This window comes from Arthrobacter sp. LAR12-1-1.1 (assembly GCF_040676555.1).
Classification (GTDB): domain Bacteria; phylum Actinomycetota; class Actinomycetes; order Actinomycetales; family Micrococcaceae; genus Arthrobacter.
This window is the reverse complement of record NZ_JBEGIG010000016.1, coordinates 19,854-42,255: the sequence shown is the minus strand read 5'-3', so window position 1 is coordinate 42,255 and position 22,402 is coordinate 19,854. Positions and strand designations below refer to the sequence as shown.

At 66.3% G+C, this 22,402-nt stretch carries 19 protein-coding genes and 2 riboswitches; of the genes, 5 read left to right on the top strand and 14 right to left on the bottom strand.

Annotation, left to right across the window (positions count from 1 at the left end; translation table 11 throughout):
- The 5 genes from MRBLAR12_RS12035 to MRBLAR12_RS12015 all read right to left on the bottom strand — a co-directional run.
- Nucleotides 1–766: serine hydroxymethyltransferase (locus MRBLAR12_RS12035; RefSeq protein ID WP_364746277.1), on the bottom strand; the 766-nt coding region annotated here is incomplete at its 3' end.
- Nucleotides 763–1,146: a glycine cleavage system protein GcvH gene (gene gcvH / locus MRBLAR12_RS12030; protein WP_364746274.1), complete on the bottom strand. Its 384-nt coding sequence runs from the start codon at nucleotides 1,144–1,146 to the stop codon at nucleotides 763–765. The genes gcvH and MRBLAR12_RS12035, both read right to left, overlap by 4 nt.
- Before the next feature lie 252 nt (nucleotides 1,147–1,398).
- Nucleotides 1,399–2,547: a glycine cleavage system aminomethyltransferase GcvT gene (gcvT, locus tag MRBLAR12_RS12025; protein WP_364746271.1), complete on the bottom strand. Its 1,149-nt coding sequence runs from the start codon at nucleotides 2,545–2,547 to the stop codon at nucleotides 1,399–1,401.
- Between the two features lie 12 nt (nucleotides 2,548–2,559).
- Entirely contained in the window at nucleotides 2,560–5,439 is a 2,880-nt protein-coding gene (gene gcvP, locus MRBLAR12_RS12020; RefSeq protein ID WP_364746268.1) for an aminomethyl-transferring glycine dehydrogenase, read from the bottom strand.
- A gap of 39 nt (nucleotides 5,440–5,478) precedes the next feature.
- Nucleotides 5,479–5,594, bottom strand: a riboswitch (glycine riboswitch).
- 1 nt (nucleotide 5,595) lies between these two features.
- Nucleotides 5,596–5,694, bottom strand: a riboswitch (glycine riboswitch).
- Nucleotides 5,695–5,973: 279 nt separating this feature from the next.
- Complete coding sequence (locus MRBLAR12_RS12015) at nucleotides 5,974–6,513, bottom strand: TetR/AcrR family transcriptional regulator (RefSeq protein ID WP_364746287.1); 540 nt, start codon at nucleotides 6,511–6,513, stop codon at nucleotides 5,974–5,976.
- Nucleotides 6,514–6,581: 68 nt separating this feature from the next.
- Here MRBLAR12_RS12015 and MRBLAR12_RS12010 point away from each other — a divergent pair, with 68 nt between their 5' ends.
- Nucleotides 6,582–8,156 (top strand): MFS transporter, encoded by a 1,575-nt coding sequence (locus MRBLAR12_RS12010; RefSeq protein ID WP_229996043.1) that lies wholly within the window; start codon nucleotides 6,582–6,584, stop codon nucleotides 8,154–8,156.
- A gap of 81 nt (nucleotides 8,157–8,237) precedes the next feature.
- Here MRBLAR12_RS12010 and MRBLAR12_RS12005 read toward each other — a convergent pair whose 3' ends face one another.
- Nucleotides 8,238–8,717 carry a Dps family protein gene (locus MRBLAR12_RS12005; RefSeq protein WP_229996044.1) on the bottom strand — a complete coding sequence of 160 codons (480 nt, stop codon included), beginning with the start codon at nucleotides 8,715–8,717 and terminating at the stop codon, nucleotides 8,238–8,240.
- A gap of 624 nt (nucleotides 8,718–9,341) precedes the next feature.
- On the opposite strand from MRBLAR12_RS12005, the gene MRBLAR12_RS12000 reads away from it, so the two are divergent.
- Nucleotides 9,342–10,508, top strand: coding sequence for a cytochrome P450 (locus MRBLAR12_RS12000; protein WP_229996045.1), 1,167 nt, complete (start codon nucleotides 9,342–9,344; stop codon nucleotides 10,506–10,508).
- 378 nt (nucleotides 10,509–10,886) lie between these two features.
- Here the strand turns inward: MRBLAR12_RS12000 and MRBLAR12_RS11995 are convergent, their stop codons facing one another.
- The 3 genes from MRBLAR12_RS11995 to MRBLAR12_RS11985 form a co-directional block, all read right to left on the bottom strand.
- The gene (locus MRBLAR12_RS11995; RefSeq protein WP_414645506.1) at nucleotides 10,887–11,432 is read right to left on the bottom strand and encodes an AMIN-like domain-containing (lipo)protein; all 546 of its coding nucleotides are present in this window, start codon (nucleotides 11,430–11,432) and stop codon (nucleotides 10,887–10,889) included.
- A gap of 307 nt (nucleotides 11,433–11,739) precedes the next feature.
- Nucleotides 11,740–12,042: a DUF4193 domain-containing protein gene (locus MRBLAR12_RS11990; RefSeq protein ID WP_018775830.1), complete on the bottom strand. Its 303-nt coding sequence runs from the start codon at nucleotides 12,040–12,042 to the stop codon at nucleotides 11,740–11,742.
- A gap of 181 nt (nucleotides 12,043–12,223) precedes the next feature.
- The gene (locus MRBLAR12_RS11985; RefSeq protein WP_364746263.1) at nucleotides 12,224–12,718 is read right to left on the bottom strand and encodes a GyrI-like domain-containing protein; all 495 of its coding nucleotides are present in this window, start codon (nucleotides 12,716–12,718) and stop codon (nucleotides 12,224–12,226) included.
- 222 nt (nucleotides 12,719–12,940) lie between these two features.
- Between MRBLAR12_RS11985 and MRBLAR12_RS11980 the strand changes: the two genes are divergently transcribed.
- Genes MRBLAR12_RS11980 through MRBLAR12_RS11970 form a run of 3 tightly spaced genes read left to right on the top strand, consistent with a single transcriptional unit; the run spans nucleotide 12,941 to nucleotide 16,634 of the window.
- A complete protein-coding gene (locus tag MRBLAR12_RS11980) occupies nucleotides 12,941–14,026 on the top strand; it encodes a nitrilase-related carbon-nitrogen hydrolase (RefSeq protein ID WP_364746260.1) in 1,086 nt (361 codons plus the stop codon).
- Nucleotides 14,023–15,066 carry an agmatine deiminase family protein gene (locus tag MRBLAR12_RS11975; RefSeq protein ID WP_364746257.1) on the top strand — a complete coding sequence of 348 codons (1,044 nt, stop codon included), beginning with the start codon at nucleotides 14,023–14,025 and terminating at the stop codon, nucleotides 15,064–15,066. Before MRBLAR12_RS11980 ends, MRBLAR12_RS11975 begins: the two co-directional genes overlap by 4 nt.
- Nucleotides 15,063–16,634, top strand: a complete 1,572-nt coding sequence (locus MRBLAR12_RS11970; protein ID WP_364746254.1) for an APC family permease — start codon at nucleotides 15,063–15,065, stop codon at nucleotides 16,632–16,634. The genes MRBLAR12_RS11975 and MRBLAR12_RS11970 overlap by 4 nt, the downstream gene beginning before the upstream one ends.
- Before the next feature lie 124 nt (nucleotides 16,635–16,758).
- Here MRBLAR12_RS11970 and MRBLAR12_RS11965 read toward each other — a convergent pair whose 3' ends face one another.
- The 5 genes from MRBLAR12_RS11965 to MRBLAR12_RS11945 form a co-directional block, all read right to left on the bottom strand.
- Complete coding sequence (locus MRBLAR12_RS11965) at nucleotides 16,759–18,168, bottom strand: APC family permease (protein ID WP_364746280.1); 1,410 nt, start codon at nucleotides 18,166–18,168, stop codon at nucleotides 16,759–16,761.
- A 269-nt stretch (nucleotides 18,169–18,437) separates the two neighbouring features.
- Nucleotides 18,438–19,322 carry a polysaccharide deacetylase family protein gene (locus tag MRBLAR12_RS11960; protein ID WP_364746251.1) on the bottom strand — a complete coding sequence of 295 codons (885 nt, stop codon included), beginning with the start codon at nucleotides 19,320–19,322 and terminating at the stop codon, nucleotides 18,438–18,440.
- Nucleotides 19,312–20,235: an NAD-dependent epimerase/dehydratase family protein gene (locus tag MRBLAR12_RS11955; protein WP_364746248.1), complete on the bottom strand. Its 924-nt coding sequence runs from the start codon at nucleotides 20,233–20,235 to the stop codon at nucleotides 19,312–19,314. Before MRBLAR12_RS11955 ends, MRBLAR12_RS11960 begins: the two co-directional genes overlap by 11 nt.
- A gap of 38 nt (nucleotides 20,236–20,273) precedes the next feature.
- Nucleotides 20,274–21,032: an SDR family NAD(P)-dependent oxidoreductase gene (locus tag MRBLAR12_RS11950; RefSeq protein ID WP_229995857.1), complete on the bottom strand. Its 759-nt coding sequence runs from the start codon at nucleotides 21,030–21,032 to the stop codon at nucleotides 20,274–20,276.
- Nucleotides 21,033–21,085: 53 nt separating this feature from the next.
- Entirely contained in the window at nucleotides 21,086–22,381 is a 1,296-nt protein-coding gene (locus MRBLAR12_RS11945) for a D-arabinono-1,4-lactone oxidase (RefSeq protein WP_364746245.1), read from the bottom strand.
- Nucleotides 22,382–22,402 lie beyond the last annotated feature (21 nt).

The following is a 22,402-nucleotide window of genomic DNA, read 5'->3' as shown; positions in this document are numbered from 1 at the left end:
CGCCGCGCGGACCGGCCAGGGTCTTGTGCGTCGTGGAGGTGGTGACGTGGGCGTGCGGGACCGGGGACGGGTGCAGCCCGGCCGCGACCAGCCCGGCGAAGTGCGCCATGTCCACCATCAGGTAGGCGCCCACCGAGTCGGCGATCCGGCGGAACTCGGCGAAGTCGAGCTGGCGGGCGTACGCGGACCAGCCCGCCACGATCAGCGCCGGCTTGTGCTCGAGAGCCAGGCGCTCGACCTCGGCCATGTCGATCCGGTGGTCCTGTTCGCGGACCTGGTACGGGATGACGTTGTAGAGCCGGCCGGAGAAGTTGATCCGCATGCCGTGCGTCAGGTGCCCGCCGTGCGCCAGGTTCAGGCCCATGATGGTGTCCCCCGGACGGATCAGCGCATGCATCACCGAGGCGTTGGCCTGCGCCCCGGAGTGCGGCTGCACGTTCGCGAATTCCGCACCGAAAAGGGCCTTGACCCGGTCGATCGCCAACTGCTCCACAACGTCGACGTGCTCGCAGCCGCCGTAGTAGCGCTTGCCCGGGTAGCCCTCGGCGTACTTGTTGGTCAGCACCGAACCCTGCGCCTGCATCACGGCCACCGCGGTGTGGTTCTCCGAGGCGATCATCTCCAGCCCGTCCCGCTGGCGGGTCAGTTCGGCGTCGATCCTTACAGCGATCTCCGGATCCAGCGCGGACAGGTCCGCGTCCAGCGACGCGGAGACGACCTGCTCAAACGCGACGGTCACGGTGCCGGCGGCAGCGGCGCCGCTCACAGTTCGCCGCCGTTCTTGGACGCGTACTCTTCAGCCGACAGGAGCGGACCGTCCGATTCGGCGGCGACCTTGACGAGCCAGCCGGCACCGTACGGGTCGCTGTTGATCAGCGCGGGATCATCGACGACGGCGGGGTTGATTTCGGTGACTTCGCCGGTGACGGGGGAATACAGGTCTGAGACGGACTTGGTCGACTCAACCTCGCCGCAGGTCTCCCCGGCAGTCACTGCGGAGCCGACCTCGGGCAGGTCCACGTAGACGATGTCGCCCAGGGCATCCGTGGCCACGGCGGAGATACCGATGGACACGACGTTCCCGGCCTCACGCGCAACCCACTCGTGCTCGTCGGAGTACTGCAGTTCGGGGGCAACTTTTGCCATGTGTTTTTCCTAAGTCTTGGAGTGGTCTTGGTGCTAAATCAAATTGTGGCCGGGTTGCGCGGCGGGACTCGCCATCCTCCCCGCCATCTCCCTAACCTCGCAAGCTCGGCCAGGGAACCCTGATGGTGTGGGCCCACGCGTGCTCGGTCGCGAATGCGCCCGAGCACGCAGAGGATGTTGGGTCCGACGGGCCAACGCAAGCCCGGAGCCGGGCACCGCTGAGGCGCCCAGGCCGGAACCGGCCCAGTTGGGCTACTTTTGGCGCTTGTAGAAAGGCAGTGCGACCACTTCGAAGGGCTCGGCCTTGCCGCGGAGATCGATGTCCAGGGCGGTGCCGGGCTCGGTGAATTCGATATCGACGTAGGCCATCGCGACCGGGTAGCCGAGGCTCGGGCTGGGCTGGCCCGAGGTGACTTCGCCCACCACGTTGCCGTCCTTGAGGACCGGGTAGTGGCCGCGGCCGGCCCGGCGTCCGAGGCCCTTGAGTCCCACGAGCTTGCGGCCCGTCGTGGCACCCGCGCCGGCTTCCTTCTTGGCGGCCAGGGCGGCCTTGCCGATGAAGTCGCCTTCCTTGGACAGCGCGACGACGGGGCCCAGGCCGGCGGCGAACGGATCGCCTTCGAGGGAGAGCTCGTTGCCGTAAAGCGGCATGCCGGCCTCGAGGCGGAGCGAATCGCGGGACGCGAGCCCGGCGGGGGTCAGCTCGCCTTCCTCGGCGATGGCGACCAGCGCCTGCCAGAGGGCGGCGGCGTCGTCGTTCGCGACGAAGATCTCGAAGCCGTCCTCACCGGTGTAGCCGGTGCGGGCCAGGAGGAGCTCCTGGCTGGCGCCGCCGAACATAAAGGGGACGTCGACGGCGGCGTAGTACTTCAGGCCCGTGACGAGTTCGTGCTGCGCGGCCGGAACCAGGCGCAGCAGGATCTCCTGGGCTTTGGGGCCCTGCACGGCGATCAGCGAGGTCACGGCGGAGGCGTCCTCGACGGTGACGTCGAAGCCCCCCTCGTTGCCGGAAGCAGCGCGCTCGGCCAGGGCCGCGGCCACAACCTTGGCGTTGCCCGCGTTGGGGACCACCAGGAACTTCTCGTCGCCGCGGCGGTAGGTGATGAGGTCGTCAATGATGCCGCCGTCCTCGTTGCAGATCAGCGAGTACTTGGCCTTGCCAATGGCCATCGCGGAGATCTTGCCCACGAGGGCGTAGTCCAGGAAGGCTGCGGCGTCCGGGCCGGTGACCCAGACTTCACCCATGTGGGAGAGGTCGAACAGGCCCGCAGACTTGCGGACGGCGTGGTGCTCGGCGAGTTCGGAGCTGTACTTCAGCGGCATCTGCCAGCCGCCGAAGTCCGTGAAGGAGGCGCCGAGCTCCTTGTGCTCTTCGTAAAGTGCCGTGTAATTCTCAGTCATCGGTGGCTGTCCTTAGTTGGCGGAGTCGTCGGAGTGGTCCTCGAAGGCTTCGAGGGGCGGGCACGAGCAGATCAGGTTGCGGTCCCCCGCGGCGCCGTCGATCCGGCCGACCGGCGGGAAGTACTTGTCCTGCTTGAGCGTGTGGACCGGGAAGACGGCCTGCTCACGCGGGTACTCGCGGGTCCAGTCGGTGCTGATGACGGCTGCGGCGGTGTGCGGGGCGTTGCGCAGCGGGCTGTGCTCCACGGTGAAGTCGCCGTGGGCCACCTGGTCGATCTCTGCGCGGATGGCAACCATGGCGGTGATGAACCGGTCGATCTCGCCAAGGTCCTCGGATTCGGTGGGCTCCACCATCAGGGTGCCGGCAACCGGGAACGCGAGCGTGGGAGCGTGGAAGCCGTAGTCGATCAGGCGCTTGGCGACGTCCTCGGCGGTCACGCCGGTCTTGGCCGTGAGTTCGCGCAGGTCCAGGATGCACTCGTGGGCCACGAGGCCGCCTTCGCCGGTGTAGAGAACCGGGAAGGAGTCGTTCAGGCGGGCCGCGATGTAGTTCGCCGCGAGCAGGGCCGACTTGGTGGCCTCGGTGAGGCCCCGGCCGCCCATCAGCTTCACGTACGCCCAGGAGATCGGCAGCACACCGGCCGAGCCGTAGCGGGAGGCGGAGATCGGGGTGCCGTCGGCCGGGTCGGCGTTGTTGGCATCGCCGGGCATGAACGGTGCCAGGTGGGCCTTGGCAGCAACCGGGCCGACGCCGGGTCCGCCGCCGCCGTGCGGGATGCAGAAGGTCTTGTGCAGGTTCAGGTGCGAGACGTCGCCGCCGAACATGCCCGGCTGGGCCAGCCCCACGAGGGCGTTGAGGTTGGCGCCGTCGATGTAGACCTGCCCACCGGCCGCATGCACGGAGTCGCAGACCTCGCGGACGTCGGCGTCGTAGACCCCGTGGGTGGACGGGTAGGTGATCATGATCGCCGAGAGGACGTCCTTGTTGGCCTCGATCTTGGCGGCGAGGTCCGTGTGGTCGATCGTGCCGTCCGAAGCCGTGGCCACGACGACCACCTTCATGCCGGCGAGCACGGCGGAGGCGGCGTTGGTGCCGTGGGCCGAGGCCGGGATGAGGCAGACGTTGCGCTGCTCGTCTCCGCGGGAGTGGTGGTAGCCGCGGATGGCCAGCAGGCCGGCGAGCTCGCCCTGGGATCCGGCGTTGGGCTGGATGGAGACCTGGTCGTAGCCCGTGATCTCGGTCAGCTGGGCTTCGAGGTCCTCGATCAGTTCGCGCCAGCCCTCGGTCTGGGAGTCCGGGGCGAAGGGGTGGATGGAGGCGAACTCCGGCCAGGAGATGGCTTCCATCTCGGCCGTGGCGTTCAGCTTCATGGTGCACGAGCCCAGCGGGATCATGGTGCGGTCCAGGGCGAGGTCGCGGTCCGAGAGGCGGCGGATGTAGCGCAGCAACTGGGTTTCGGAACGGTGCGTGTTGAACACCGGGTGCTGGAGGTAGTCGGAGGTGCGCTCCACGGCGGAGTCCAGGCCGAAGCCCTCAGATGTGTCGGTCACCGACGCGCCAAACGCGGCGATGACGTCGGCGACGATAGCCACCGTCGTGGCCTCATCGGCGGAGATGCCGACAGTGTCGGCGTCGATGGCCCGCAGGTTGACGCCCTTGGCGTCGGCGGCCGCGATGATCTCTGCCGCCCGGCCCGGCACGGAGACGGTGATGGTGTCGAAGAATGACGTGTGCAGCACGTCCAGCCCGGCGGCCTTCAGGGAGGCGGCGATGGTCTTGGCGTGGACGTGGACCGACTGGGCGATGGCCTTCAGCCCGTCTGGGCCATGGTAGACGGCGTAGAACGAGGACACGATGGCCAGCAGTGCCTGGGCGGTGCAGATGTTGGACGTGGCCTTCTCGCGGCGGATGTGCTGCTCGCGGGTCTGCAGGGCCAGGCGGTAGGCGGGGACGCCGGCGTTGTCTTTGGAGACACCCACGAGGCGGCCGGGCATGGAGCGCTCCAGCCCCTTCTGCACGGCCATGTAGGCGGCGTGCGGGCCGCCGAAGAACAGCGGCACGCCGAAGCGCTGGGCGGAGCCGACGGCGATATCCGCACCCTGCTCGCCCGGAGGGGTGATCAGGGTCAGGGCCAGGAGGTCCGCGGCCACAGTGACCAGCGCGCCGCGTTCCTTGGCGTCGGCGATCACCGCGGTGTGGTCCAACACGCGGCCGGAGACGCCCGGCTGCTGCAGGACGACGCCGTTGATGACGCCCTCGGGCAGGCCCTTCGAGAGGTCCGCGACCTCGACCTCGAAGCCGAGGGCTTCCGCGCGGCCCTTGACGATCGCGATGGTCTGCGGGAGGCAGTCGGCGTCGAGGACGGTCTTGCCGTCGTGCGCCGTCTTGTTCTTGTTGGCGCGGCGCATCATCAGCACGGCCTCGGCGACGGCGGTGGCTTCGTCCAGCAGCGATGCGTTGGCGATCGGCAGGCCGACGAGGTCCTGGACCATGGTCTGGAAGTTCAGCAGGGCTTCGAGCCGGCCCTGGGAGATTTCCGGCTGGTACGGCGTGTACGCGGTGTACCAGGCCGGGGCTTCGAGGATGTTGCGGCGGATCACCGGCGGGGTGAGCGTGTCGTAGTAGCCCTGCCCGATCATCTGCACGGCGGTCTTGTTCTTCGCTGCCAGCTTGCGCAGCTCGGCGAGGACTTCCACCTCGCTGAGGGCGGCGGCGAGCGCGAGATCGGAGTCCTGACGGATGTCCTTCGGAACGGCGGTGTCCACCAGGGCGTCGACGGTGTCGTAGCCGACAGCCTTCAGCATGGCGTCGACGTCGGCCTGGCGGCGCGCGCCGATGTGCCGGTCAACGAAGGACGTGGAGGCTGGGGTAACAGTCACAAGGAACTCCATAACTCAGGCGGCGCAGGGTACGCCACATTGATTCGGGTTCCTCCCCGCTCTGTATTGGACCTGAGAGTTTCCGCGAAGCCTGCGTTTCAGGGGCTCCGCTTGCACCGTCGGTGAGCACAGCATGTCCGGGACACGCCTGCTACTTTCCAGAGATGCCTTGCCGCGGCGGTACATGGGCCTGAGAGATTCCTGGGGAGGGTTTGCTCCTACGGCGCCTGCTTGTACCTACTTGCAGGACTCTCCCGCCGCAGATCAAAGGCGTATTCAGTTGGGTGATTAATCGTGGGTGACAACAGTCACAGCTCCCATTCTCCTATGCCGGGCGCGCGTCCGCAAACTCCCTGCCAGCCGCCGACCCAGGTTACGGGCGACAAGCCGCCCCCGGGTGCGTCCGCCAACACGAGTTCGCCGGACAGCGGCCAGGTCGCCGCAACTTTGCGGCGAACTCGCACGCTTCCGGCGAGTTCGGCGGGGTGGGCGGGAGCGGGCGGGGTGGGCGGGAGCGGGCGGGGTGGGCGGGAGCGGGCGGGAGCGTCAGCGGCGCAGCTTCTCGACGGCGGCCAGCAGGCTCTCGACGTCCGCTTCGACCTCCGGAAGCGGCCCGCCGGGGCCCCGGCCCAGCATGGCGTTGAAGTACAGCCCGTCCCCCATGTACAGGACGGCCTTCGCCATGGCGGGTCCGACGTCGGCCGCCAGCAGTTCCAGCCAGCTCGCCTGGGCGGCGGCGAAGCGGCGGAGGGTCTCCCCGTGCGCCACCTCGGCGAGCCGCGTGGCCGCCACGAAGACCCGGTCCATGGGCGTGTCCGCCCACACCGAGGACCTAATGAAGTACGCCGCCGCCCCTTCGGGGGCCGCCGCCATGGCGGCAACATCCGCAGCCAGATGCCGGTCCAGCCGTTCCAGCAGGACCGCGATCATCGCCTCCTTGGTCGGGAAGTGGTAGAGCAGGCCGCCCTTGGAGACGCCGGCCCGGCGCGCGACGGCGTCCAGCGTCGCGGCGCGTTCACCGACTTCGATGAGCAGGGATTCGAAGGCATCGAGGACGGCCTCGCGGGCGACGGGTTTCCTGGGCATGCCTCCCATCATGCCTGCCCAGCCCTTCATTTCTTAACTGTACCGTCCAGACGGTATAGTTATGTCCTATGAGCATTTCATCGATCACCGCAGCCACCAGCATCCCGGCGGCCACCGGCCCCCGGGCACCGTGGCGCGACTGGGTGGCGCTGGCCCTGCTAATGTTCCCCGTCCTGCTCGTGGCCGTGGACAACACCGCCCTGACGTTTGCCCTGCCGGCCATCGCCACCAGCCTGTCCGCTTCCGGCGTCCAGCTGCTCTGGATCGTCGACGCCTATCCCTTGGTCCTGGCCGGACTGCTGGTCGCTATGGGCAGCCTCGGCGACAGGATCGGACGGCGCCGCCTGCTCTTCGTGGGCAGCGCGGGTTTTGCCGCGGTTTCGGCCGCGACGGCGTTCGCACCGAGCGCCGAATGGCTGATCGCCGGCCGTGCCGGGCTTGGCCTGTTCGGCGCCATGCTCATGCCGTCCACTCTTTCCCTGATCCGCAATATCTTTCCGCAGCCCAACCGGCGCAGGCTGGCCGTGGCGATCTGGGCCGCCGGCTTCTCCGGCGGCGCCGCCCTCGGCCCGATTGCCGGCGGCTGGCTGGTGGAACACTTCTGGTGGGGCGCCGTCCTGCTGGTCGCAGTGCCGATCATCCTTCCTCTCCTGGTGCTCGGTCCGGCGCTGATACCGGAATCCCGCGACCCGAACCCCGGCCGCGTGGACGTGCCCAGCATTGTCCTGTCCCTGCTGGTCATGGTGCCGGTCGTCTACGGGATCAAAACCCTCGCCACCCACGGGCCCGCACCAGAGGCCTTCGCGAGCATTGGAGCCGGCCTGCTCATGGGCTACGTGTTCATCCGGCGGCAGCGGGCACTTGCCCGCGGGGAAGGTACGGCGCCGATGCTCGATGTCAGCCTCTTTGGCAACCGGATCTTCAGCACGGCCATCATCGCCAACGTCCTGGCGCTGTTCTCCTTCAACGGCTTCATCCTGTTCCTGGCACAGCACCTGCAGCTGGTCGAGGGCCAGTCCCCCTCGGCTTCCGGAGTCGCCATGGTCCCGGCCCTCATCGCCACTGTCGTGGCGGGGCTGCTCGTGGTCCCGCTGGTGCGCAAGGTGCGGCCAGGCTTTGTTGTGGCCGGCGGGCTGCTGCTGAGCGCGGCGGGCTATTTCCTGGTGGCGTTCGGCGACCACAGCCATGGCCCGTCTCTGCTCCTGGCCGCGCTGCTGGTTCTCTGCCTGGGGGTGGGCGCCGCGGAGACGATTTCCAATGACCTGATCCTGGGTGCGGCGCCTGCCGACAAGTCGGGGGCCGCCGCCGCCATCTCCGAGACCGGCTATGAAGTGGGGTCTCTGCTGGGCACGGCGATCCTCGGCTCGATCCTGACGGCTTCCTATCAGGGCAACCTCCGGCTCCCCGAGGGGGTGTCCGGGCTCGTCCCGGCAGAGGCCACCAGCCAGGCGGGTGAAACCCTCGCCGGCGCGGTGGAGCTCGCCCACATGCTTCCGGCTCCCCTGGCGGAGGCAGTGACGGCTGCCGCGCGCACGGCGTTCGACTCCGGCGTCCACGTCACGGCGTCAATCGCGCTGGTCCTGATGACCGGGGCCTGCGTCCTCGCCGCCATTGTCCTGCGGACGGTGCCGAAGGCCAAATAGCTTGGACAGCAGCGTCCTGCGCCGGAAGAAATCCGGCGCCGGACGCTGCTGGTTTAGGGTCGGACCGGTGGGAGCCGGTCCCTACTTGTCCTCCGGAGTGGTCACGCTGGCGTTTGCCCGCATGGTCTCGGCATTCACCATCCAGGCATACTGCTCAAGCTTGGCAATGAAGGCGTGCAGGAGGTCGGCGGTGGTGGGGTCTTCCTCATCAACTTCATCGTGAACTTTGCGCATCGTGCCGACGGCCGCCTCGAGGGCCGCGACAATCCGTTCGATGGCGTCCTTCGTGTTGATCAGGCCCGCGGGGAACTCGGCGAGTGCGGTGGACTTGGAAACCGTGGAACTGCGGCCGTCCGGCAGGGCGTGGAGGGCGCGCATGCGCTCGGCGAGATCGTCCGCGAACTCCCGGGCGGCGTCGACGATCTCGTCCAGCTGGAGGTGGAGGTCCCGGAAGTTAGTCCCGACGATGTTCCAATGCGCCTGCTTGCCCTGAACGTGGAGTTCGATCAGGTCCACTAGGACCGCCTGCAGGTTGGCCGTCAGTGTAGGTGTCGCTTTCATGCATCCTCCTCAATAGAACCGGTACCGTGCGGGCCGCGCGCACCATTTGCTGGCACCGCGGCCGATGCTTCCGACGCTACCGCAGGGCAGCGACGGGCCGCGACGGTTCGGGGAGGAATTTCTCGGTCAGCTTACTAAGTCGGCTTACTAACCGTTTCGGGAAGCTGAGACTGCCCCGTTCCTATGTTCCGTTAGGCACGGGCGAGGGAGAGATTCTTGACGCTGTCTGCCCCCTCTTCGCGGGACAGCAGGACCTCCCTGCGGGTCTCTTCGGCGCAGCGGACCATCTGGTCAATGCTTTCCTGCGAACAACGCCGACAGGCCTGCGCCGTCGTCGTAGGGGGCGTCAGTCCGGACCACGTTTAGCGGAAAGCCGGGGTGTTCTCCTCCGTACCGTCGGCAGGACCGGCCGCTTCGTTAGGCGCCGTGGTGACGGGCCGGTTCCGCAGGGGCGGCCGACGTGGGCCAGAATCCCCATGCCAAGGCTGTTGCGCGGTATTAGGGTGGGAGCTGACGGGGCCACGCGGCCCGCCCCGTTGGACGCCTGCTCTGTTGCAGTTCGTCCCTTGCAGTTGGTCCATTGCCAGGAAACGACGGCCGTCCGCCTCGTCAGGAAGGCCAGCCATGGTGCCATTTCCCGCTCTGGAGCAGCCGTTGAACCCGTTTCCCCGCTATGAAGCCATGCGGGACAGTGAACCCGTTTTCCAGGATCAGGAGACCGGGGTGTGGCATGTGTTCCGCTACGATGACGTGCAGCGGGTCCTGTCCGAGCACGCCACGTTTTCTTCCCGGATCGGCGGGGACAACCCCTCCGAAACGGGCCAGCTCTTCGCCGCCAGCCTGATCAACACGGACCCGCCCAGGCACCGCCAGTTGCGTTCCCTGGTGTCCCAGGCGTTCACGCCACGGTCAGTGGAAGCGCTCGGCCCGCGCATCTCGGAACTCACCGACGAGTTGCTGGACCCGGTAGTTGCTGCCGGTTCCGCGGACCTGATCGACCAGCTGGCCTATCCGCTGCCGGTCATCGTCATCGCGGAGCTGATGGGCATCCCGGCCGCGGACCGGGACCGGTTCAAGCAGTGGTCCGACGTGATCGTGAGCCAGACCCGCCCCGGCGCCGACGAGTCCGGCCACATGGCCGCACACCGGGAAATGGCGGAGTACTTCATGGGCATGATCGAGCAGCGGCGGCGCCAGCCGGGCCATGACCTCATCAGCGCGCTCCTCGCGGCCGAGATCGACGGGCAGAAGCTCAGCGCCATCGAGCTGCTCGGATTCTGCGCCCTTCTGCTCGTTGCCGGCAACGAGACCACCACGAACCTGATCGGCAATGCGGTGCTGTGCTTCACCGAAGCGCCGGGCACGGCGGAACGCCTCATCGCCGAGCCTGCCCTGCTCCCGCAGGCGATCGAAGAGGTGCTGCGCTACCGCTCCCCCGTCCAGTCCATGTACCGGATCTCCGCCGTCGACACGACCGTGCGGGGCCTGCCGATCCCTGCGGGGTCGCCGATCGTGGCGTGGATCGGCTCGGCGAACCGTGACGCGGAGCAGTTCCCGCACCCTGACGTGTTCGACGTCGGACGCTCACCGAACCGTCACCTCGCCTTCGGCCAGGGCATCCACTTCTGCCTCGGCGCTCCCCTGGCCCGGCTCGAGGCCAGGATCGCGCTGCAGGCCGTGCTCTCCCGGCTGCCCGGCTTGGCCGTGCGACCCGGGGCGCAGCTGGAGCGGATGGAAAGCACGATCGTCTACGGAGTGAAACAGCTTCCCGTGTCCTGGCTGGCTGCCTGACGGCGAGCGCCGCCTCCGTTGCCCTATCAGTTGTGGCTGCTACTGATTGACTTTGCCGTCGGAATGACAGCCGTAAGTGATAGGGCAACGCGGGGCGCTAGCGTTTCCACCGGAAGGGTGTGCCTCCGGCCCATTTCGACGCCTAGGGGCACCTCGCTCCGCGCGCGTCGAACTGCCTAGGAGTCGAACTGCCCAGGAATGGGCTGATCGCACGCCCAGCTGACTTGTCAGTCGAAGAAGTACGCGGGTTGGCGAGGTGGACAATTGCATCATCGGCAAGGGCGCAGCGCACGAAATGCTCCTGATCCACCGTGATGCCACCAAGGCCTTGAGTTCGCAAATCGCGCAATGCGCCGCGTTGCTCTGCCGCCCCGGCCATCACCAGAAGTGCGCCACGTCCACCACTAGCCGTGACCCGGTGCCCGGCCCGGACAGGGACAGGACCCGGAACGGCAGCCGCGCGCGGACCCCCAGGCCCAGGCTGCTATACCCTTCGAAGCTGCCCGCCCACGCCACCTGCCGGAACGTCTGGTAACCGGTCACGTCCGCCAGCTCACCCTTGTCCGCCGGGTTGTAGGTGGGATTGCCGGCGTCGTCGTATGCGGGCGCATTGACCGTGAGCTGGATGAAGGCCTGGCCCCGCAGCGGGATCGGCAGGCCGGACCCGTCCTGCACCACCTCGGGCACGTAGCGGACGGTGTAGCCGGCCACGGGGCCGTTGAGGTCGATGACCAACCGGTCAAAACAGTAATGCTGACCGGTCCGCACATTCACCACCTTGGCCTGGCTCATGGCCGGATCCGTTTTGACCAGCGAACCCCAGACCAGGCCGCAGTACGGGTCCGCGGCTGCCGGCGCCGGCGCAAGCACCCCGAGACCGGCGGCCATCAGCACTGCCGCGAGCAAAGCGTGAATCTTCTTCAACTGGGTCCTCTTCAACCCCGCCACCCCCTGGTGCTGCCCGAGCCCTTGAGCTGGCCAAACAGTCAGCGCAGGTCAGACGCTTCCAGCGTAGGCGGCCCCGAACCGGCGGGCGAGGTCCTCATCCGTTTCGGCGCCCAACCGTTAAAGTGGCCCGTTGCTGGTCACGGACGGATTGCACGGACACATCCCGCCAGGTTCCTTCACGAACAGATAACGCCGGCAGCCGCGGGCCACGCCAGGAACGGCGAAGCGCCGGCACCCCCGAGGGTCCGGCGCTTCGTGCGGTCTTGGTGTTGCTGAAAGATTCTTAGCCTTCGCAGTCGCGGCAGTACTTCATGCCGTTCTTTTCAAGGGCCACCTGGGACCTGTGCCGGACCAGGAAGCAGGAGGAGCAGGTGAATTCATCGGACTGCTCCGGAACAACAATGACCGTCAGCTCTTCGCCGGACAGGTCCGCACCCGGAAGATCGATGCCTTCAGCGGTGTCGTTCTCGTCGACGTCGATCACAGCAGTCTGCGCGCCGCCGCCGCGGGACGCCTGCAGGGCCTCCAGCGACTCAGCGGGAGACTCTTCTTCTGTCTTACGTGGGGCGTCGTAATCGGTAGCCATATCGGGGTTCACTTTCGTTGCTGCGCAGCGCCATTTCAGGCACCTCAGTGAAGCAGTTTAGGACATTATGCATGGAGTTGAGGAATAGTGTGGCCAATCAGACACAATGAGTCGGACGGGGCGCGGAAGCCCGGGTCGGCGGCCCCGGGACGCCCCGCGTCCGCGGCCCGCGGTGGGCAGTTCAGGCGACCGGCCAGACCACCAGCGTCTGCCACTTCGCCGGGTCGGGCTCGGCACCGGGATCGGTGAGGTAGTACTCCCACATGGCTTCCCCGGGGCTCGCACCGTCCTGCCGCATCCGCGCCATGATCGCGCCGTAGGTCTGCTGCAGTGATTCGTAGGGCCCGATGTGCATCGCCTCGTAGGCCCGGCCTGCGGGGAGTGCCCCGGCGATGACCTCAGTGTCCGCGCCGCTTGGGTTCGTGAAAGGTGCGGCGAGGGGGAACCCCGCCTCCACGTCGACGACGTCGGTCGGTTTGCCCCGGTACAGCGCGAACGGGGGTCCGGCCAATTGGACATGCTGATCCTGCACCGCACCCATGACGGCGCCGAAGGCACGGCCGAAAAAGTCGCGCAGCGCATTCATCGGGACAGTCTCACGCACCACTGCAGTCGGCTGTTCCTTGAGTTGGGCGGGCTTGATGTCCGGAGCCGCCCCGGGGTTCGTTGGAGTCATACGCCCAGACTCTGCCGCGCCCAATCCGCGGTCTAGGGCCTTACGGCCCGCGCCCACGGAGCGGCCTGCGGCGTGTTCGCCCGCACGTCCGGACTCGGCGCACGTACTGCCGCGAATAAATAAATGAACTTTATTCATATTAGGTCTTGCCCGGCGCGACCATCGCCTAAATACTAAATGAACAACGTTCATTTATGTGACGCCCGTCTCACTGGAGTAGCCATGATCGAAATCACGTCCCTCGACACCCCGCCCTCCCTCGCCCGCACCACGTCGTCCCGAAGTGCATCGTCCAGCCGGCCAGCACTGCGGGTCGGCGTCGTACAGCACCGCTGGCATCCTGACGCCGCGGCCCTGCACGCGGAACTGGACGAAGGCATCGGGCGGGCCGCCCGGTTGGGAGCCGCCGTCGTCTTCCTGCCCGAGCTCACACTGTCCCGGTACCCCGCGGATACGCTTCCCGAAAACGACACCACCCGGGCCGGGGCCCCGCGCCCGCGGCCCTCGGACATCGCCGAGGACCTGTTCACCGGCCCCACGTTCCGGTTCGCGGCGGACGCGGCCCGCCGGCACGGAATCTGCGTCCACGCTTCGCTGTACCAGAAGGCGGAGAACCCGGACGGTTCCGACGACGGCCTGGGCCTGAACACTGCCATCCTGGTCTCCCCCGAAGGCGAACTGCTGGCACGCACGCACAAGCTGCACATCCCCGTCACAGCCGGCTACTACGAGGACAAATTCTTCCGCCAGGGCCCGGACGGCGACGATGCTTACGAGGTCCATTCCCCCGCCGAGCTCGGCGGCGCACGGTTGGGCATGCCCACCTGCTGGGACGAATGGTTCCCGGAGTTGGCGCGGATTTACTCCCTCGGCGGGGCAGAACTCCTGGTCTACCCCACCGCCATCGGCTCCGAGCCGGACCACCCGGACTTCGACACCCAGCCGTTGTGGCAACAGGTCATTGTGGGCAACGGCATTGCCAACGGGCTGTTCATGGTGGTCCCCAACCGCTGCGGCAGCGAAGGCACCCTGAACTTCTACGGCTCCTCCTTCATCTCCGATCCCTACGGCCGGATCCTCGCGCAGGCACCACGGGACGAATCCGCGGTGATAGTGGCGGACCTCGACCTCGACCAGCGCCGTGACTGGCTCACGCTCTTTCCCTTCCTGGCCACGCGCCGCCCGGACACCTACGCGCGGCTGACCGAACCGGTACGCGCCGATGCCCCGCTCGGCCTCGACGCCTATGAGCCCACTGCGTATGAGGCCACCGCGTATGAGGCCACTGCGCAGAAGGTCACGGCATGAGCGCCTGGCGGATGCCGTCCGAAACGGCACCCCAGGACCGTGTCTGGATGGCGTTCCCCACCGGCGGCTACACCCTGGGCGAAACAGAGGCAGAAGCCCACGCCGCCCGCTCCGTCTGGGCCGCCGTCGCGAACGCCGTTGTGGAATTCGAACCGGTCACCATGCTGGTGGCGCCGGCGGATGTGGAGACCGCCGCCCGCTACCTCCACCCGGACATCGAGGTGGTCACCGCCGCCTTGAACGACGCCTGGATGCGGGACATCGGCCCCACGTTCGTCCTGGACGACGGCGGCCGGCTCGGCGCCGTGGACTGGGTGTTCAACGGCTGGGGCGGCCAGGGCTGGGCGGCCTGGGACAAGGACTCGCTCGTGGCAGCTGCCGTCGCGGCACGCTCGGGGGCCAGCCACCTCGTCTCGCCCCTGGTGAACGAGGGCGGCGGCATCCACGTCGACGGCGAAGGAACGGTCCTCGTCACCGAGACGGTGCAACTGGATCCGGGCCGGAACCCGGGGCTCAGCAAGGCCGCCGTCGAAGCCGAACTGGCCCGGACCCTGGGCACCAGCCACGTGATCTGGCTTCCCCGCGGGCTGACCCGGGATTCGGAACGGTTCGGCACGCGCGGCCACGTCGACATCGTCGCGGCCATCCCGTCTCCGGGCACCTTGCTGGTCCACTCCCAGCAGAACCCGGCACACCCCGACTTCGAGGTCAGCCGCGACATCATCAGCCACCTCGCCACCACCCGCGACGCGGCCGGCCGCGAATGGAACATCATCGAGGTCCCCGCCCCGGAATCCCTGACCGACGAGGACGGCTTCGTCGACTACAGCTACATCAACCATCTGGTGGTCAATGGCGGCGTCATTGCCTGCACGTTCGGCGACCCGATGGATGAAAAAGCCTTGCGCATCCTCGGCGACGCCTACCCCGGCCGCAAAGTGGTGGGCATCGACGCCCGCCAGCTCTTCGCCCGCGGCGGCGGCATCCACTGCATCACCCAACAGCAACCGTCCGCCTCCCACAAGACAGGTCAGCCATGAGTCAGACAATCGGCCGCGAAGACGGCACCACCACCGCCCACGGCGCAGTCGATCCCGCCGGCTCGAAGCACGGCATCACGGGCAAGGGGCTCAAGGGCGGACAGCTTGGCCTGCTCGCCGTCGTCGTCCTGGGCATCTCCTCCGTGGCGCCCGCCTACAGCCTGACCAGTTCGCTGGGACCGGCCGTCGGCGCCGTGGGCGTGCAGCTGCCGGCAATCTTCATCGTCGCGTTCATCCCCATGATCCTGGTGGCGTTCGCCTACCGCGAGCTCAACGCCGACTCCCCGGACAGCGGCACCACCTTCACGTGGGCCACGAAGGCATTCGGCCCGTTTGTCGGCTGGATGGGCGGTTGGGGCCTGCTGGCCGCCAACATCATCGTCCTGTCCAACCTGGCCGGCGTCGCGGTGGACTTCTTCTATCTCTTCCTGGCCCAGGTGTTCAACAACCCCGAACTCGCGGACCTGACCTCGAACACGGCCGTGAACATTGTGACCTGCCTGGTGTTCGTGGCACTCGCCGTCTGGGTCAGCTACCGCGGCCTCCACGCCACCAAGCTCGTGCAGTACAGCATGGTCGGCTTCCAGGTGCTGGTCCTGGCCGTCTTCATCATCATGGCGCTCAGCCACGCAGCCTCGGGTGACTCGGGCACCGCGATCGCGTTCAGCTGGGACTGGTTCAACCCGGCGAAAATCGAGAGCTTCGAGCAGTTCACCGCCGGCATGTCACTGGCCGTCTTCGTCTACTGGGGCTGGGACGTCTGCCTCACTGTGAACGAGGAAACCAAGGGAGGCAGGGGCACCGCCGGGCGGGCAGGAACGACGACGGCGGTGGCCGTCCTGGCCCTCTACCTCGCCGTGATCGTGGCCACCATGATGGTGGCCGGCACCGGTGCCGACAGCATTGGTTTGAACAACCCGGACAACCAGGCGAATGTCTTTGCCGCACTGGCCTCCCCTGTCATGGGTCCGCTGGCCATCCTGATGTCCCTGGCCGTGCTCTCCGGCACCGCGTCCTCCCTCCAGTCCACCATGGCCTCCCCCGCCCGGAGCCTGCTGGCGATGGGGCACTACGGGGCACTGCCGCCGCGCTTCGCGTCCGTCAGCAAGCGCTTCGGATCCCCCGGCTACGCCACGGTGGTTGCGGGCCTGCTGTCCGGCGGCTTCTACGCCGTTATGAAGGTGGTCAGCGAAAACGTCCTCAACGACACCATCATGGCCCTTGGCCTGATGATCTGCTTCTACTACGCCCTGACGGCGTTCGCCTGCACGTGGTACTTCCGGCACAGCCTGTTCTCCAGCGTCCGTAACTTCTTCATGCGGCTGCTGTTCCCGGTCCTGGGCGGCCTGGTCCTCACCGTGGTCTTCTTCCAGACCGCCGTGGACAGCTGGGCGCCGGAGTTCGGCAGCGGCTCCGAGGTCTTCGGCGTGGGCCTGGTGTTCATCCTGGGCATCGGCATCCTCGCCCTCGGCGCCGTGGTGATGCTGGTGACCGCGAAGCTGCATCCGGGCTTCTTCCGGGGCGAGACCATCCGGAAGGACACCCCCGCCCTGGTGGTTCCCGAGTAGCCGCCAGCGGCAATGGACGGCGCACGGCTTTGCCCCTGCCGCGGGGCAAAGCCGTGCGTTTGCTGTCGGTGGGGCCTTGCACTTATTGATTGGGACTAAAGGCAAACTTCTTGCTGGGCGGCGCTCACGGGCCGACTTTCAACAGTTCCGGCTCTGGCTCTGCCTCCGCCACCAAAGTGCCGCTATTGCGTCGACGCAGGCGCTTCTCGACCACGAATCCCGCCAGGCCAAGGATCACGAAAACCACAATTACTGCGTAGTTTTGGTACCAGGGCGCTTCTGGCTGTCGCGGCCAAGCGATATTGACGATCTCAAAGCCCAACCACAGCAGCGCGGCCACGTTCACTACTGTTCCAAAAACTCCCAGGCTGAAGGGTCCGGCCTTCCACGCTCCTTTCAGCCGAACCACCAGGGCGGCCAGCACTGGAAAGATGAATGCCACGTAGAAGCCGGCCGTCGCGAACGCAATGAGGGCGCCGTACACCTGTGATGCCGACAGGGCAAGAATAATCATTGAAGCGACCGCAGAGACTATGAGTGCGTTGATGGGCAGCCGGTCGGTCTTGCTGAGGCGCCTCAGAACCTTGGCCGCAGGCAGGGCGTCCAGCCGGGCGAATGCGAAAATTGATCGTGAGACAGCTGCCTGCAGCGCCACTGTCCCTGCGATAAATCCCAGGACGATGGTCACCAGGAGCGGTTTGGTGATTCCCTCGCCAAGATTGGCAGTGAGGGTTGTGGTAATCGGGTCCGGGTCTGCCCCCGACATGGCGGCACCAATATCCGGGATTGCGAGGAGCAGGGCCAGGCACGAAAACGTGATGACAGATGCCACCGTGACCAGGGACGTCAGGACAGCCCGCGGCACTCTGCGTTCGGGTGACCGGACTTCCTCGGCTATGGCGCCCGCACTCTCAAATCCCACAAACGACCATCCGATAATTGCCACGGCCGCCATGAAAGGCCCAAAGACATACGCGGTGGTGTCAGGCGCGGATCCGAAGGAGTCCAGAATCGTGCTGAGGGAATTTCGGCGATGGAAGATGATCAGTACCAACCCGACCCCCAGGCTGGCGATGACCTCGCACACGATGCTCACAGTCACCAGCAGACTCAGCCATTTCCTGCCGGCGGAGTTGGCAATCGTACTGACCAACAAGATGACGGCGCCCAGCATGATTTTCGTTGTGGTGTCAGGCTGTTCGATGCCGAACAGTGAGGCCAGAAATGTGCCTCCACCGAAGGCTACAGCGGCAACTGTGATGATGAGGGTCCAGATGTAGGCCCATCCTGCGTACCAGCTGTAGGTGTGCCCGAGAAGGGACCTGGACCAAAGGCAGACCCCGCCGGCAACAGGCCAACGCGAAGCGAGCTCGGCAAGTACAGCCGCTACCAGGGCCTGGCCCAAGAGGACAACCAACAGACCCCACCAGAAGGCCGGCCCTGCGGCCATCAGAGCCAAGCCAAATACTCCGTATAAGCCGATGATTGGCGACATGAAGGCAAACGCCAAGGAGAAGGAGGACCAGAACCCCATCTCCCGTTTGAGTTGGAGGGATTCAGGATTAGGGGTCTGTGGTGGACCAGGTGCATCCGACAACAGCTGGGACGGGGAGTTCATTGCTATGAGCCTTCTTTCGCTGGGACGGTCTTGGGGGTGAAGCTTCACAACGAGCTGCGGGCGTGGCTGAAGCGCGGCCAAGGGCTTCGCCCTTGGCCTGTTGTGTTTTGGGGTCACCAATGTTCGCCGTGCCGCCGGGCTCAGCAGTCCGCGGCTCAGTAGTCCGGCGTTCAGCAGTCCGGCGTTCAGTAGTCCGGGTACAGCTCCGCGGACGCTGTGACAGGGTTGAGGGGCTCGGCGATCAATGCAGGGTCACCGAGGGCCGCGTCCGCGAGCGCTTCGCATGTCGAGAAGCGGACGTCGCCTCGTTCCAGCGCCGTTTCGATCACGGTCCGCAGGGCCTCCAGCCGTCCTGCCCGTCCCGTGAGGAACGGGTGGCACGTGAGCATGAAGAGCGCGCCATGACGTCGCATTGCGTCGATCTCGTGAATCCACATATCAGCGACCACCAGTGGCGACTGGATGATTTCGCCGATCTTGGGTTCCGGAAGGAAGGCATACTGCTCCCAGTCGTCCAGGCTCCAATGTGGGGGGAGCTCCGCAACTGTCCCCGCCGGGGTTTCAATGAGATACGGGACGTCCGCATCCATCAGGCTGGAATCGTATGTCAGCCCGTACTCAGCCACCAGCGACGGCGTCTGCCACGAGGGCTGCCACAGTGCGGCGCGATGCCCTTTTGGCGAAATGCCGAAGCGCCCGAGTGCGGCAAGCGCCAGATCGAAGTCGGCGCGTTCGTCGTCGAAACTCATGTTCACCGCGGTGCGGTGAGTGTGCGAGTGGTGCGCGATCTCGTGTCCCGATTCCAGGACTTGTTCAACCATGTGGGGATATCGTTCCGCGGTGACTCCTGGAATGAAGAACGTCGCCGGCTGCTGTACATCCTTCAACATTTGGAGAATCCGAGGAACGCCCACCTTGGGTCCGAACGCCTGGTGAGTCATCGCCATCGCATTGTCGGCGTAGCGGCGGCCGGCGGCCAGGATGGGGGACTCGGCGTCGACGTCGAACGTCAACGCCGCAACGCATGCCGCCCCCTGCCTCCAGCCGCTCTTATCGACGTCAGAAGTCATGGCCCGAGAGCCAGTCTGCGTAATCGCCGAGGGCCCGCTGCAGGGGCCAGGCCGATTCGTAGCCTAGATCCCTGGCCGCGGAAGCGATGCTGAAATGGCCCTGCAAGTCCAGGGTTGGATCCGTCCCTGGCCCGATCTCCACGGTGGCGTCCGGGAATGCGATTCGAACTTCTTTGACTACGTCGCTGAGGGTCCAGTACTCGCTGCCGGAGATGTTGTACGCCAGAGGCCTGGCCGAGGCCGTTTCCGGTGCCTGGACTGCCGCAAGTACGGCAAGAGCGACGTCGCGGACGTAGACCAGGTTGTACCGGTGGTCGGCCCCGTGGTCCTGTGAGAACGAACCGTCGCGGACCACGCCGCGCATAATGTCCCGCATGACCTCATCCATGCGGTTGCCGGGTCCGTAGACCTGGCCGATGCGCAGGGAGATGACGTCGATTCCATACCTTTCGCCGTAGACCTGTCCGAGCCATTCCCCGGTAACCTTCGTCACGGCGTACGGCGTCGTCGGATTTACGGGCTCCGATTCGAGAACCACAGGTGCTGAGGTCTTTCCGTACACGCACTCGGACGAGAAGAAGATGATCCGTTTGACGCCGTGGAGTCGAGCCGCCTCGAAAACCGCTACCGTTCCCTCGACGTTGGCAGCAAAGGTTGCCAGGGGAAAGCTCAGGGAATAAGTCGGGTGGGAGATGGCTGCGGTGTGGACGATGGTGTCCACGTCGTGTTCCTTGAATACCTCGAGGAGGCGGGGGATATCGAACAGCTCGCCCTGAACGGACACGACGTCGGGGCGTGGCGCCTCGAGGAAGTCCCGGTTGTAGCTGACCGTTTGATGGCCGGCGTCGGCAAGTTCGTTGACTATGTGGCGTCCCGTGAATCCGGCACCACCTGTGACCAGGACAGAGCTCATGTGATTTTGCCTTTCAGTACGAGAGTTAGGTGTGGGATTCAATGTCCGAGCGGGAACGTCGTGGTTCGACCACCGTCGACAACAAGGTTTGTTCCCGTGACATATGAGGATTCAGGGCCCAACAGCCACAGCGCCGCCGCAGCAATCTCCTCGGCCAGGGCGAATCGGCCAAGCGGTACGGACGCTTCGTCCCTGGCGCGTTCTTCTTCGTTCGCGAACTCGGCCGCAAGCATCGGAGTATCTGTCGTCCCCGGCGACAGGGCGTTGACCCGGACGCCGGCAGGTGCGAGTTCGGCGGCCAGTGACCGCATCATCGACAGGACACCGCCCTTGGTCGCGGTGTATGCGGTGTAGCCAGCCTGGCCGACGAGTGATAGCTCGCTGGCGGTGCAGACGAGCGATCCACCGCCGTTGGCTGAGAGCGTTCGCGCCGCTGCCCTGGCGAAGTGGAATGTGCCGGTCAAGTTCACCCGGACCAGTCTCTGCCACAGCTCGTCGGACGTTTCGGCGATGGGCGCAACACTGGAGATTCCTGCGGAGTTGAACGCTCCGCTCAGTGGTCCGAGTTCAGCTTCCGCCTGGGCGAAGGCGCTATCGACCTGTTGGGACTCAGAGACGTCGGCCTCAAGGAAGATCACAGCGCCCGAGAGTTGGCGTTTTGCGTCTTCAAGCAGACGGTCCGGGAGCCCAACTGCCGCAACCTTTGCCCCCTGCGCCAGAAGCGCCCGAGTGGTCGCGAGACCGATGCCGGAGCTGGCTCCGGTGACAAGGTAGGCCTTGTCCTGAAAATGGCTCATGTCTTCTCTTCCCCATTGGTTGTGGCACGGCAGGCGCAGCCTAGAAGGCTGATTTAGCCAACGAGCGCACGGGTGTGGTCGTTAAGGAACATGCCGCGGGGGTCGAACTCCCGGCGTATCTGGATGAAGGTGTCCAACTCCGGGTAGAGACGCTCCAAGCGGCTCCGCGTCATGAAATGGATCTTGCCCCAGTGTGCCCGTGGCTCGAATTCCTGCAGCACCGCATCCGCATCCCGGAAGAAGGGCCAGTAGTCGGTCCCCGGTTCGGTGGTCAGGGTAATGACGGTGGTGTCGCGCCCTTGGAACTGGGACATGTAACCTTCGTCGGCTTTCACCCAGCGGACCTCAACGGGGTACTTCTGGTCGGAGTGCTTGGTGCGGATCAGGTCCTGGACAGCCTCGACGGCCTCCAAGCCGTGTTCGCTGGGAACGAAGTACTCGAGCTCATGGAACGGTGTGGTGAATCCGCCCGGGTAGATGCGGTACGACCGGTCCAGCCGGGCACCCTCCGTGCGGGAAATTTCACGCTCGTCCTTGACCTGGGCGATGTTGTACCGCTTGGTGTAGCTGCGGTTCGCCATGCCCTGGCCAGGCGAACCGGGCAGGTCCAGGAGCTCGCATGAATCGTCGTCCGGGCACCAGAGGAAGGAGTAGTGCCGGTTCCCGTCGATGTCGGCCTGCCAGGTTGCCGCGGTCTCCGCCCACGTGGGATAGGTAATCTCCTCCTGCAGGTAATAGCGGTCCTCGACCGCCAGTTCTACCTCGAGGAAAATCCCGAGCGTCCCCAAGGCGACCTGGGCGGCCCTGAGTTCGCGGAGCTGGCCTTCACCGATTTCGACGATTTCGCCGTAGCCGTTGATCAGCCTGACCCAACGCAGGGCTGATGAGAAGCTGCCCAGGTTTTTTCCGGAGCCGTGGGTGCTGGTCGCGAGTGCCCCGGCGATCTGCTGCTTGTCGATGTCGCCCTGGTTGCCCAGTGCCAGCCCCTGCTCCCACAGCGGATCGCCGAAGGCGTTGATGGTTGTGCCGGCCAGGGCCCGCGCACGGCGCCGCATGAGGTCGGTTCCGGTGATGGCCGAGAGTGCGGACATGTCCATCAGGACGCCGCCCGTCTGGACCAGCGGTGAGGACGAATGCCCTGAGCCGACTGCGCGCACGGGCAGGCCTTCGCGGATGGCGAACCGGACGGCGTCGAGCGCTTCCTGTTCGTTCCGCGGCCGGACGGTGAAGGCCGGCGTGGCGCTCTGGTTGCCGCCCCAGTTGGTCCACGTTACATCTGTTCCGAAGGGAGCGGACGGGGTTGCGGCGCGCGCCGACGACGCCGAGTGGGGATGATTCATGGTGGTCATAGCTGAGCTCCGATCCTGGTC

Coding starts and splice junctions, on each gene's coding strand:
- MRBLAR12_RS11955 (WP_364746248.1), bottom strand. CDS start 20,235: ATGAGCTCTGTCCTGGTCACAGGTGGTGCCGGATTCACGGGACGCCAC.
- MRBLAR12_RS12000 (WP_229996045.1), top strand. CDS start 9,342: ATGGTGCCATTTCCCGCTCTGGAGCAGCCGTTGAACCCGTTTCCCCGC.
- MRBLAR12_RS11965 (WP_364746280.1), bottom strand. CDS start 18,168: ATGGGGTTCTGGTCCTCCTTCTCCTTGGCGTTTGCCTTCATGTCGCCA.
- MRBLAR12_RS11970 (WP_364746254.1), top strand. CDS start 15,063: ATGAGTCAGACAATCGGCCGCGAAGACGGCACCACCACCGCCCACGGC.
- MRBLAR12_RS12015 (WP_364746287.1), bottom strand. CDS start 6,513: ATGCCCAGGAAACCCGTCGCCCGCGAGGCCGTCCTCGATGCCTTCGAA.
- gcvP (WP_364746268.1), bottom strand. CDS start 5,439: ATGGAGTTCCTTGTGACTGTTACCCCAGCCTCCACGTCCTTCGTTGAC.
- MRBLAR12_RS11985 (WP_364746263.1), bottom strand. CDS start 12,718: ATGACTCCAACGAACCCCGGGGCGGCTCCGGACATCAAGCCCGCCCAA.
- MRBLAR12_RS11975 (WP_364746257.1), top strand. CDS start 14,023: ATGAGCGCCTGGCGGATGCCGTCCGAAACGGCACCCCAGGACCGTGTC.
- MRBLAR12_RS11960 (WP_364746251.1), bottom strand. CDS start 19,322: ATGACTTCTGACGTCGATAAGAGCGGCTGGAGGCAGGGGGCGGCATGC.
- MRBLAR12_RS12005 (WP_229996044.1), bottom strand. CDS start 8,717: ATGAAAGCGACACCTACACTGACGGCCAACCTGCAGGCGGTCCTAGTG.
- MRBLAR12_RS11980 (WP_364746260.1), top strand. CDS start 12,941: ATGATCGAAATCACGTCCCTCGACACCCCGCCCTCCCTCGCCCGCACC.
- gcvH (WP_364746274.1), bottom strand. CDS start 1,146: ATGGCAAAAGTTGCCCCCGAACTGCAGTACTCCGACGAGCACGAGTGG.
- MRBLAR12_RS11945 (WP_364746245.1), bottom strand. CDS start 22,381: ATGACCACCATGAATCATCCCCACTCGGCGTCGTCGGCGCGCGCCGCA.
- gcvT (WP_364746271.1), bottom strand. CDS start 2,547: ATGACTGAGAATTACACGGCACTTTACGAAGAGCACAAGGAGCTCGGC.
- MRBLAR12_RS11950 (WP_229995857.1), bottom strand. CDS start 21,032: ATGAGCCATTTTCAGGACAAGGCCTACCTTGTCACCGGAGCCAGCTCC.
- MRBLAR12_RS12010 (WP_229996043.1), top strand. CDS start 6,582: ATGAGCATTTCATCGATCACCGCAGCCACCAGCATCCCGGCGGCCACC.
- MRBLAR12_RS11990 (WP_018775830.1), bottom strand. CDS start 12,042: ATGGCTACCGATTACGACGCCCCACGTAAGACAGAAGAAGAGTCTCCC.